Source organism: Xenorhabdus bovienii (genome assembly GCF_024721015.1).
GTDB lineage: Bacteria > Pseudomonadota > Gammaproteobacteria > Enterobacterales > Enterobacteriaceae > Xenorhabdus > Xenorhabdus bovienii.
Genome location: NZ_JANAIF010000015.1, coordinates 34,875 through 45,570, shown reverse-complemented (window position 1 = coordinate 45,570; position 10,696 = coordinate 34,875). Strand labels below are relative to the sequence as shown.

Here is a 10,696-nt window from a genome sequence, read left to right as displayed (position 1 = left end):
ATGCAGAATAGTGTCAAGGTAAAAAAAGAAGACACTGTTACTATATCCTATTATATCAATGACATATGTGTTTATGAATTTAATGGTTATATAATAGAAAAAGAAAATACTCTAACAAACTGTCAAGAGTTTTCATTAGTAATAAAAACTTCTGATGAGCCACCTCTTACCATTACTGCTATTTTAAAAGAGTGGGTTAAAGGAAATGATGTTCTCTACTGGAAAAACAACAAATGCATAGAAGCAAAAAATTTATGGTTAACCGCAAGTTTATACTGGCAGCAAATTTTTCCTCCAGAACAAAATAAAATACTCAATGCTTCACTAAACTTAGAGGGAGTCAATAATTATCTTGATTTCTTTTGCATGCTCGGAGAAGCATTTTGGGGTAAAAGAGGATATATAGGTAGAGATTTCCATGGATTTGATGATTTATTGAGTGATCTTAGCTATGAAAAATCAGAAATTAATATTTATATTGAAAATACGAATAAATTAAGACTTTTTTTAGAAAGAATTAGTCCTCCTGATTGCAATTACTATGATACTTTCATGAGAATTTTAGTAGATAGAAAATGTAATATTAACAAAAAGTAATTACATAATTAGCCGGAAAGATCCCCATGATCTTCCGGCTTTGTTCTTTTAAGAGCGGCTCGTTGGCAATGATCACAACGACTGATCCAAGAATTGACGATGTGTTCCAGTGCTGGCTGTTAAATGCGAGATGTGTCACTAGGCAAAAGCAGGAGTTTGTTTCACCCCCCATTCACACTCCTCTCCCGCCAAACACTTGGTGCACACCCCATTAACCGATTAAAAAAACGCGTAAAATAAGCCGGATCTTTAAACCCAAGCTGATACGCAATTTCAAACACCGGGCTGTCACTAAACAGCAGCAGCCGTTTTGCTTCCCGTAACAGTCGGTCAAAAATCAATTTTTTGGGTGGCCGATTGGCAAACCTTCGACACATATCTTTAAGGCGAGATTCCGTAATTCCCAGTTTTTCCGCATATTCCGGTACAGCAAGATGCTGATGATAATGCTGATCAATCAATTGGTTAAAACGCTGAAACAGTTTTAGTTCGCCTCTTACCCCACCAGAGCGATGATCATCAAGGGGAATGCTGCGCAGCAGAAAAGTGAACAGTGATTGCGCCAGAAATGCCAGTGATTGTTCACGTCCTGCGAATTGGTTGGCGGATTCACGCCCGATCAACGCCCAATAGTGATTGAATGTCGCCAATTCATCGGGCTTATCTGCCACAGAAAGGCAGATGGCTGGAATATCAACCAATTCCCGATGGATGGGGTAGAGCGAATTGAGCAGCGGTGTAATCAATGCTTGACGCACCGTCAGGACATAACCGTCGGTATCTTCCTGCGTAAAGAAGGCGTGGGGAACCGAAGGAGGTGTCAGGATAAACAGCGGTGCTTGTACTGAATAACGTAGCTCATCCAGTTGCAGCTCAATCCGTCCGGTCACCAGATAGTGAAGTTGAAAAAAACCGTCATGACGATGCGCCTGCATATCACGGCCAAAGAACGCAGCCATGCGACCAAAAGTTTGATAATGCACATCGTCAGATCCCTGCGTTTCATCATAGTCTTTACTGATATCAATATTGGTAATAATGGCTTTGCTTGTGTTGGAGGCTGGCATCAATAGTTATCTCCTGAGCGCTGCGTTTGCTTCATCGGGATAAATGAGACCATCAAAGCCCCGATAATCAGCAACCCGGCGACGAAATAGAGGCCTGAGTTGAAACTGCCCGTTTGATCTTTTAGCCAGCCGATCAACAGCGGGCTGACAGCAGAACCCACATTACCTGTGGCATTGATGACGGCGATCCCAATGGCACGGGCGCGCAGGCTGATGGATTGATCCGGCGTAGTCCAAAATACCGCCATGGCCGTAAATGACCCAGTAGAAGCCATGATAATCCCCAGCAGTTGCACCATGCTGTGGTTAGTCAGTGAGGTCAAAATCCAGCCTGCTGCTGCGAACAGATAGGGCAGGGCAGTGTGCATTTTCCGTTCTTGCAGACGGTCTGAACGGCGGCTCCAGTAAATCATGCCCAAGATAGTGCAGAATTGGGGAATAGCAGTCAGCAGGCCAATCATCACGTGACTGCTCCCCTGATTGAAACTCTGCATAATTTGCGGCGTCCAGATATTAATGGCGCTCAGAGTATTGGTCAGGCAGAAATAAGCGAAGGTATACATCAGTACAATCGAGGTTAAAACTTCACGCCACAGGCTGGTTTTGGGGCTGGCAGGGCCATTGGATTGTACCTGCGAAAGTTCATCGCGATCCATCATTTCCTGAAGACACTGTTTATCTTCACGCGTCAGCCATTTGGCTTTTTCCGGTGAGTCATCCAGATAGAACCAGACGACAAAACCGAGCAGAACAGAAGGGAAGCCTTCCAGCAAAAACAGCCATTGCCAGCCACGCAGATCCCAGATGCCATCCATTTCCAGAATATAACCAGAGGCCAGCGAGCCAAACGCCATTGTGACCGGCATCGCGATCATAAACAGGGCATTAGCGCGGGCGCGGTAATAGGCGGGAAACCAATAAGTCAGGTAGACCAGAATCCCCGGCAGGAAACCCGCTTCCGCAATGCCTACCAGCATACGCAGGATATACAGGCTTGTTGGGCCAGTGGCAAACATCGTGGCAGTAGAAGCGATCCCCCACAGCACCATAATGGTGGCGATCCAGCGACGGGCGCCGACAATACTGAGCATCACGTTACTGGGAATGCCGAAAATCACGTAAGTTGCGTAAAACAGCGTAGCAGCCAGCCCAAACATCGTAGACGACAGGCCGAGATCTTTTCCCATCGTCAGACCGGCAAAGCCGATATTGATGCGATCCAGAAAGGAAAACACAAATAGAACAAATAAAAACAGGATCAAGCGTCGGAACAATTTGTTGATGACATTTTGCTGCCGGTAGGTGAGTTTTTGAGGTGGGTAAGCCGGGTTCTCTGGTTCTTGTATGGCTTCAGGTGGGCTGCTCATTGTCGTTACCTTTTTTATTATACGATGCGTGTCGCGTTTTTATGGAAACTGGCATGAAAACTATCACTGTGCTGGCAGATGCGGCGATCGACATCTGCCATGTAGGAATACCGATTGTGGTGTTATTTATCAGTAATCAGAATGAGTTAATAAGTGCTCAATGAAGGCGGGGTTACATTCTCCTGTTTTTTGCCGAAGCGTACCGCCAGCGAGTGAGCCGCTGTTGTCAGCAATGTTGTATCGACCCCGACGGCAACAAACCGTGCGCCCAGATTAAGGTAGTGTTCCGCCGTTTCGACATGGGTCATTAAAATCCCTGCTGCTTTGTCTGATGCCGCTATCTGACAGATAGCCTGCTCAATGGCCGCTTTGACTTCAGGGTGCTGAGGGTTACCGGAATAGCCCATATCCGCACTGAGATCGGCAGGGCCAATAAATACGCCATCGACACCTTCAACGGTCAGAATTTCTGGCAGATTGCGCAGGGCTTCGCGAGTTTCCACTTGTACCAAAACACAGATTTCATCGTTGGCGCGAACCAGATAATCGGGAATACGATTCCAGCGGGAAGCCCTTGCCAGTGCACTGCCTACGCCCCGAATGCCAGCGGGCGGATAGCGGGTCGCACGCACGGCTTCGCGGGCTTGCTCTGCGTTCTGAATCATCGGCACCAGCAACGTCTGTGCGCCGATATCGAGAAGTTGCTTAATAAGCACCGGATCGTTCCACGGTGAGCGAACAACCGGCTGGCTTGGATAGGGCGCAATCGCCTGCAACTGGGTCAGGATTGAGGGGATATGATTGGGCGCGTGTTCGCCATCAATCAGCAGCCAGTCGAATCCTGTTCCTGCCAGAATTTCCGCGCTGTATGAACTGCACAGGCCAAGCCATAAACCGATTTGTGGATGCCCTGCTTGCAGGGCTTGTTTAAATCTATTGGTTAACAGATCCATTGACTCACCTTCAAACTTCGACTTTAACGTCTGGCCTTAAACAAAGTGGCAGCTGATTGAACCCATTGCACCGTAATCCACATGAAAAGTATCGCCTTTGCGGGCAGGCACCGGGCGGGTAAAGGAGCCGCCAAGAATAATCTGACCGGCTTCAAGCTGAACACCATGCGGAGCCAGTTTATTAGCCAACCAAGCGACACCATTGGCGGGATGGTTAAGCACTGCAGCTGCTACGCCGGATTCTTCAATCACCCCATTGCGATAGAGCAGGGCGCTGACCCAGCGCAGATCCAGCTCATCCGGCCTGATGGGACGTCCGCCCATGATGACACCGGCATTGGCCGCATTATCAGAAATCGTATCGAACACCTTACGCGGGCGCTGGGTTTCAGGATCGATATTGTGACAGCGGGCATCGATCAACTCCAGCGCCGGAATGATGTAATCTGTCGCGTTATAGACATCAAACAGCGTACAGTTTGGGCCACGAAGAGGTTTTGCCAGCACGAAGGCCAGCTCTACCTCAATGCGCGGCACAATAAAGCGTTCGCAGGGAATATCACTGCCGTCCTGAAAAAACATATCATCCAGTAATGCGCCATAGTCCGGTTCCTCAATTTGTGAACTGACTTGCATGGCTCGGGATGTCAGGCCGATTTTATGCCCCTTGAGTACTCGGCCTTCCGCGATTTTCAGATTGACCCACTCACGTTGAATGGCGTAGGCGTCTTCAATCGTTATCTCTGGGTAATCCAGTGAAATTTGCCGGATCTGCTCTCGTTTTTTTTCTGCCTGATGTAAACGGCGTGCAACCTGTGATACGACTTCTTGCTGTAGCTGCTGTTGCATAGCGTGTTAAGCTCCTTTAGCGCCCAATCCCCCAAAACAGAGGTATTTCACTTCTAAATAATCTTCGATACCGTGGCGCGAACCTTCACGCCCCAGACCAGATTGTTTTATGCCCCCGAATGGAGCCACTTCGTTGGAAATCAAACCTTCATTAATGCCGACCATGCCGCTTTCCAGTGCTTCTGCCACCCGGTAAATTCGGCCAATGTCGCGGGAATAGAAATAAGCCGCGAGGCCAAACTCTGTATCGTTGGCGAGGCGAATGGCTTCTTCTTCATCGCGGAATTTGAACAGCGGCGCCAGTGGGCCGAAGGTTTCTTCATGGCTGACCCGCATTGAACCATCCACATCGGCCAGCACGGTGGGTTCAAAGAATAATCCGCCCAATGTGTGGGACTTGCCGCCGGCCAGAATGCGTGCGCCGTTGGAAACGGCATCGCTGATATGCGCCTGTATTTTTTCCACGGCAGCCTGATTAATCAGCGGCCCTTGTTGTGACGCAGGTTGTGATGAATCGCTATGGGCTGGCCCAACGCGAAGTTGTTTGACGGCATGAACCAGACGTTCAGCAAATGCATCATAGACGCTTTCTTGTACCAGAATCCGGTTGGCACAGACACAAGTCTGCCCGCTGTTGCGGAATTTCGTCGCCATCGCGCCTTCCACAGCAGCATCAAGATCTGCATCATCAAAAATAATAAAAGGCGCATTGCCGCCGAGTTCAAGGGAAAGCTTCTTGACGGTATCGGCACTTTGCGCCATCAGTAACTTGCCAACGCGGGTAGAGCCGGTAAAAGAGAGTTTGCGCACGATCGGGCTTGAAGTCAGTGTTTCGCCAATCACTTTGGCATCCATACCAGTGACAATATTCAGGACACCCGCTGGAATGCCAGCCTGTTCAGCCAGAACTGCCAACGCCAGCGCAGACAGTGGAGTTTCTGCGGCAGGTTTCAGTACAACCGTACAACCAGCGGCCAGTGCCGGGCTAACCTTACGGGTGATCATGGCATTGGGGAAATTCCACGGCGTAATCGCGGCGACAACGCCAATCGGCTGTTTGATGGTCGCGAGACGGCGACCCGGCATCGGTGATGGGATAGTTTCGCCATAAATGCGTTTACCTTCTTCCGCAAACCACTCGATAAAACTGGCACCATAGGCAATTTCTCCCATCGCTTCCGCATGGGGTTTTCCCTGTTCGGCACTCAGCAGTTCCGCTAACGATTTTTGGTTATCCATGATTAGCTGGAACCATTGTTTGAGCTTTTGGCTGCGCTGCTTGGCAGTCAATGCTCGCCATGCGGGAAGGGCAGTCTGGGCGGCTTCAATGGCTTGCTGTGTCTCTGCGGAACCCATATCACTGACATTGGCAATAACTTCGCCATTGGCGGGATTGGTAACGGCAAAAGTCGTTTTATTATGCGCATCAACCCATTGACCATTGATATAAGCCTGTTGGCGCAGCAGTAATGTCTCTAGATGATTTGTCATGGTTTTCTCTTCATTAAGCAAAAAGGTGAACTTTATTGTGCTGAATTATGCCATTCGTTAAGTCTAATCTTTTGATTTAAACAGCTGATGCACGTTATTCGATTTATAATTCAGTATCGGATCAAGTTCTTCCATTGTGAAAGAGAGGCCAAGATAACGCTGTGCCATCAAATCGGCAAAGTGTGCTTTGATTAACGTAAACAGCATTTCGCCGACTTGCTGACGATCTTCGAGGCTGCGTCCTGCGCCGATTTTCAGCGTCATGTGGACAAAGGCGTAATCTTGTTCGCCATCTGCCATTTGCCATGTATCTAGCCAAATAGCACGGCTGCGGATGCCGCCCAGCGGGAAAATTCCCGTATCGGCCAGCGCCTGATTCACGTTGGCAAACAGCGCCGGTAATCTGGCGGCTTCACGGATATTTTCGGTACATTCAGCGTAAAAATGTGGCATGGTCTGCTCCTGTCAGGCTCTGATTTTTTCGGCGGTTTGTTCATTAACCGCATCATCGGATAGCGGGAAAACGGCATTTACTTGCCCTGTTCCTGAACTGGCGAACAATTCGGTGAGAAATTCCACCTTACCGTCGTATTTGTCCCAACCGAGCAGGCCGAGCAGCATCACTGTATCGTGCATATTGCCTTCACCACGGCAATATTGCGCATACTCCGGCAGCATTTTGCAGAATTCCTTGAACTGACCTTCCTTCCAAAGCTGTACCACGCGGCGATCCATCTGCTCATCAAACTCGCGGGTGTAACTGTTCATCCCTTCCTCCGCGCGCTGATCATCAATGAAACTGTGTGACATCGAGCCGCTGGCCAGCACTGCTACCGTGCCATCATATTTTTCAATCGCCCGCAACACGGCTTCTCCCAGCTTGCGGCTGTCTTCAAAGGCATGAACGGTACAAAAGGCAGAAATTGAAATCACTTTGAAATGGCGGTCACTGTTCATATAACGCATGGGAACCAATGTGCCGTATTCCAATTTCAGGCTGGAGATCTCATGTGATTGAGCGCGAACCCCCATCTGGCGAGCCTCTTCCGCAATCATCCGGCCGAGTTCAGGGTTGCCGTTATACTCATAAGTCATATCGCGAATAAAATGCGGTAACTCATTGCTGGTATAAATGCCGGAGAAATGCCCGGCACAGTTGATATGATAGGCACTGTTGACCAGCCAGTGGGTATCGAACACGATGATCGTATCGACGCCCATTTCATGGCAACGGCGGCTGATCTCTTTGTGCCCGTCAATCGCCCCCTGCCGGCAACCATGATGTTTGCCCGGCATTTCGGACAAATACATCGAGGGTACATGTGTAATTTTCGCGGCTAACGCTAACTTTCCCATAAATCCTCACTTGATATCAGGACGATGAACCGTGGTTAACGCTGGGATCAATTACACTCCCCAACGAGGAATGGGATGATCTCCCATTGAGATACAGACATTTTTCACTTCGGCAAACACTTCAAGACTGTATTCCCCGCCTTCGCGCCCGGTACCGGAGGCTTTCACACCGCCGAACGGCTGGCGTAGATCGCGAACATTCTGGGAATTGACGAACACCATGCCGGCTTCAATGTTACGCGCCAGCCGCAAGACTTTGCTGACATCCTGCGTCCAGATATAAGACGCCAGGCCGTACTCCACATCATTCGCCATGCGCAGGCCGTCCTCTTCACTTTTAAAAGGCAGCAGACAAGCAACGGGCCCGAAGATCTCTTCCTGTGCCACGCGCATCCGGTTATCCACATCTGCCAGCACGGTTGGCCGCAGGAAGTTGCCATTTTTCAGATGTTCAGGCAGATCGGCGGGCTTATCAGGGCCGCCAGCCAGCAGCGTTGCCCCTTCTTCAATACCGAGACGGATATAGCCGGAGACTTTTTCCCAGTGCGATTGACTGATTAAGCTGCCGACCTGAGTATTCGGATCTTGTGGATCGCCTACACGCAGGCGATTGGCGCGTTCAGCAAAGCGCTTAACGAATTCGGGGTAGATACTTTCCTGAATGAAAATACGGGAACCTGCGGTGCAGCGTTCGCCATTGAGGGAGAAAATCGTGAACAGCGCTGAATCCAGCGCCCGTTCAATATCCGCATCTTCAAAGATCAGAACGGGGGATTTGCCACCCAGCTCCATCGAATATTTTTTCAGACCCGCATTCTGCATAATCCGGCGGCCGGTTGCGGTTCCTCCCGTAAACGAGATCGCCCGCACATCATGATGTTTTACCAGCGCATCGCCTGCGGTATTGCCATATCCCTGCACCACATTCAGCACACCAGCCGGAATACCCGCTTCCAGCGCCAGTTCGCCCAGACGGTTGGCGGTCAATGGGGAAAGTTCAGACATCTTCAGCACGGCGGTATTGCCCAGCCCCAGACACGGTGCCACTTTCCACGTTGCAGTCATAAAAGGCACATTCCACGGCGAAATCAACGCACAAACCCCGACAGGCTGGATCAGCGTATAGTTGAGCATCTTGTCATCAACCGGATAAGTCCGCCCGTTCATCTGCTGGCAAATTTCAGCGAAGAAATCGAAATTATGGGAAGCGCGCGGGATCAGCACATTTTGCGTCTGGTGGATGGGCAGGCCAGTATCCTTGGTTTCCATCGCGGCAATATCGGGTACATTCTGGTCGATCAACTCCCCTAAACGGCGCATCAGGCGGGCGCGTTCTTTCATTGGCGTATCCGCCCATTTGGGAAACGCGTCTTTTGCGGCTGCAACAGCCTGATCAATTTCTGCCTGCCCACCGGATGCCACTTGCGCCAGCACTTCGCCAGTGGCGGGATTGGTAGTTTCAAAATAGGTGTTGCTGGCAACGTTCTTGCCGTTGATCCAATGATTAATGGTGGTCATGACAAGTTCTCCTCATATTCTTGCTGGCTGACAATGTGATTCACCAGACGCCCGACACCTTCGACTGACACAATCACTTCATCACCCGGCACAACATCTGACAGCCCTTTCGGCGTTCCTGTGGCAATCATGTCTCCCGGCTGTAGTGTCATAAAACTGCTCAGGTAGGCAATCAGAAAGGGAATATCAAAGATCAGATCTGCCGTCGTGCCGCGTTGACGTAATTCCCCATTGACCCAGGTGCTCAATATCAGGTTATGGGGATCGGCTATTTCATTTTTATCCACGATCCACGGGCCTATCGGGGTGAGCGTATCGCGGCTTTTCACGCGCAGATTGGGGCGGTAATAATTTTCCAGATAATCACGGATGGCGTAGTCATTACAGACGGTATAACCCGCGACATAATCCATAGCCTGTTCTCTGGAAACATTGCGGGTGGGTTTGCCAATCACAACAACCAACTCCGCTTCATAATGCATGTATTCCACATTGTCCGGCCGGACGGAAACCTGACGATGGCCGGTTAGACTATTGGCGGCCTTGATGAAGATCAGCGGCTCTTCCGGTGGCTTAAATTCCAGCTCTGTGGCGTGATCGGCATAATTCAGCCCCAATGCGAACAGGGTGCCATTGGCAGGAGGGAGCCACAAAACATCGTGTCCGCTGACGACGCATCCATCAGACAGCAGGACATTTTCCTGTTCATCGACGATGACATTCATTTCTTGATTCTGATAACGAATTCTGGCTTGTCTCATGGTTGACCTCCTGCCTGCGCCATTCCTTCCAAAACGATATCCTCCGAAACTACGGTATTTTCCAACGCAGGAAAACCTTCAGCTTTGACCGTGACGGTGTCGTTAGGGTGGAGAGTAACACGCTGATGGGGGGTGCCGAGCAGGATGACATCGCCTTCGTTTAACGTGGCAAAATCACTTAATGCCGCCAGGAGTTCCGGAGCAGAACGCATAAGATCGCGGGTTGACCAGCGATCAACTTCCTGACCGTTGATTTCAGTGATGATTTTGAGTGAATTCACTGATTTTGTTGTGATTATCTGGCCTATTGGACAAAATCCATCCCGGCATTTTGCTTTGATAGCGGGACGATAAAACGAAGTTTCTGGCAGGCTGACCTCATTGGCCAATGCATAACCCGCGATATATTGCTCTGCATCCTGAATAGAAACTTTACGGGCGGTTTTGCCAATCAGCAGTGCCAGCGTTGCACCGCTTTGTACCGTTTCCCCGATGGGATGAGGAATAATATCACCGGAGCCAATCACCGTATTGCGGGGTTTAATAAACCAAATTGGAGTTTTTGGTGGTGTTTTATAAGGTAGCTCGTCAAATGCCTCATGCCAGAAATCGAGTTGACTGCGGTGGTTGAGGGCGACGGCAAAAACAGTGCCTTTCATTAACAACTCCTTGAAACCTGAACGACGTATCGCAAGATTGTTTGTTAATATATTAATAAATCAACTGCCGTCAATGTT

At 49.6% G+C, this 10,696-nt stretch carries 11 protein-coding genes; 1 reads left to right on the top strand and 10 read right to left on the bottom strand.

Features of this window, described 5'->3' with window-relative positions; translation table 11 throughout:
* Positions 1-597, top strand: a complete 597-nt coding sequence (locus NXS07_RS06275; RefSeq protein WP_155271163.1) for a barstar family protein — start codon at positions 1-3, stop codon at positions 595-597.
* 161 nt (positions 598-758) lie between these two features.
* Here NXS07_RS06275 and hpaA read toward each other — a convergent pair whose 3' ends face one another.
* The 10 genes from hpaA to NXS07_RS06225 form a co-directional block, all read right to left on the bottom strand.
* Positions 759-1,664 (bottom strand): 4-hydroxyphenylacetate catabolism regulatory protein HpaA, encoded by a 906-nt coding sequence (gene hpaA, locus NXS07_RS06270; RefSeq protein WP_038223775.1) that lies wholly within the window; start codon positions 1,662-1,664, stop codon positions 759-761.
* On the bottom strand, positions 1,664-3,031 hold the full coding sequence (hpaX, locus tag NXS07_RS06265; protein WP_258086383.1) for a 4-hydroxyphenylacetate permease: 1,368 nt from the start codon (positions 3,029-3,031) through the stop codon (positions 1,664-1,666). The genes hpaA and hpaX overlap by 1 nt, the downstream gene beginning before the upstream one ends.
* Before the next feature lie 146 nt (positions 3,032-3,177).
* On the bottom strand, positions 3,178-3,984 hold the full coding sequence (hpaI, locus tag NXS07_RS06260) for a 4-hydroxy-2-oxoheptanedioate aldolase (protein WP_038223773.1): 807 nt from the start codon (positions 3,982-3,984) through the stop codon (positions 3,178-3,180).
* A 36-nt stretch (positions 3,985-4,020) separates the two neighbouring features.
* A complete protein-coding gene (gene hpaH, locus NXS07_RS06255; RefSeq protein ID WP_038208468.1) occupies positions 4,021-4,833 on the bottom strand; it encodes a 2-oxo-hept-4-ene-1,7-dioate hydratase in 813 nt (270 codons plus the stop codon).
* Positions 4,834-4,839: 6 nt separating this feature from the next.
* Complete coding sequence (locus NXS07_RS06250) at positions 4,840-6,324, bottom strand: NAD-dependent succinate-semialdehyde dehydrogenase (protein WP_038223772.1); 1,485 nt, start codon at positions 6,322-6,324, stop codon at positions 4,840-4,842.
* Positions 6,325-6,387: 63 nt separating this feature from the next.
* Entirely contained in the window at positions 6,388-6,777 is a 390-nt protein-coding gene (locus NXS07_RS06245; RefSeq protein WP_238125218.1) for a 5-carboxymethyl-2-hydroxymuconate Delta-isomerase, read from the bottom strand.
* Between the two features lie 12 nt (positions 6,778-6,789).
* Positions 6,790-7,680 carry a 3,4-dihydroxyphenylacetate 2,3-dioxygenase gene (hpaD, locus tag NXS07_RS06240; protein ID WP_038223770.1) on the bottom strand — a complete coding sequence of 297 codons (891 nt, stop codon included), beginning with the start codon at positions 7,678-7,680 and terminating at the stop codon, positions 6,790-6,792.
* A 51-nt stretch (positions 7,681-7,731) separates the two neighbouring features.
* Positions 7,732-9,198, bottom strand: coding sequence for a 5-carboxymethyl-2-hydroxymuconate semialdehyde dehydrogenase (hpaE, locus tag NXS07_RS06235; protein ID WP_258086382.1), 1,467 nt, complete (start codon positions 9,196-9,198; stop codon positions 7,732-7,734).
* Positions 9,195-9,959, bottom strand: a complete 765-nt coding sequence (locus NXS07_RS06230) for a fumarylacetoacetate hydrolase family protein (RefSeq protein ID WP_038195095.1) — start codon at positions 9,957-9,959, stop codon at positions 9,195-9,197. Before NXS07_RS06230 ends, hpaE begins: the two co-directional genes overlap by 4 nt.
* Complete coding sequence (locus NXS07_RS06225) at positions 9,956-10,618, bottom strand: fumarylacetoacetate hydrolase family protein (RefSeq protein WP_038223767.1); 663 nt, start codon at positions 10,616-10,618, stop codon at positions 9,956-9,958. The genes NXS07_RS06230 and NXS07_RS06225 overlap by 4 nt, the downstream gene beginning before the upstream one ends.
* Positions 10,619-10,696 lie beyond the last annotated feature (78 nt).

Excerpts from the sequence above, each read along its gene's own strand:
- NXS07_RS06275 (WP_155271163.1), top strand. The coding sequence starts at position 1 with ATGCAGAATAGTGTCAAGGTAAAAAAAGAAGACACTGTTACTATATCC.
- hpaA (WP_038223775.1), bottom strand. The coding sequence starts at position 1,664 with ATGCCAGCCTCCAACACAAGCAAAGCCATTATTACCAATATTGATATC.
- hpaX (WP_258086383.1), bottom strand. The coding sequence starts at position 3,031 with ATGAGCAGCCCACCTGAAGCCATACAAGAACCAGAGAACCCGGCTTAC.
- hpaI (WP_038223773.1), bottom strand. The coding sequence starts at position 3,984 with ATGGATCTGTTAACCAATAGATTTAAACAAGCCCTGCAAGCAGGGCAT.
- hpaH (WP_038208468.1), bottom strand. The coding sequence starts at position 4,833 with ATGCAACAGCAGCTACAGCAAGAAGTCGTATCACAGGTTGCACGCCGT.
- NXS07_RS06250 (WP_038223772.1), bottom strand. The coding sequence starts at position 6,324 with ATGACAAATCATCTAGAGACATTACTGCTGCGCCAACAGGCTTATATC.
- NXS07_RS06245 (WP_238125218.1), bottom strand. The coding sequence starts at position 6,777 with ATGCCACATTTTTACGCTGAATGTACCGAAAATATCCGTGAAGCCGCC.
- hpaD (WP_038223770.1), bottom strand. The coding sequence starts at position 7,680 with ATGGGAAAGTTAGCGTTAGCCGCGAAAATTACACATGTACCCTCGATG.
- hpaE (WP_258086382.1), bottom strand. The coding sequence starts at position 9,198 with ATGACCACCATTAATCATTGGATCAACGGCAAGAACGTTGCCAGCAAC.
- NXS07_RS06230 (WP_038195095.1), bottom strand. The coding sequence starts at position 9,959 with ATGAGACAAGCCAGAATTCGTTATCAGAATCAAGAAATGAATGTCATC.
- NXS07_RS06225 (WP_038223767.1), bottom strand. The coding sequence starts at position 10,618 with ATGAAAGGCACTGTTTTTGCCGTCGCCCTCAACCACCGCAGTCAACTC.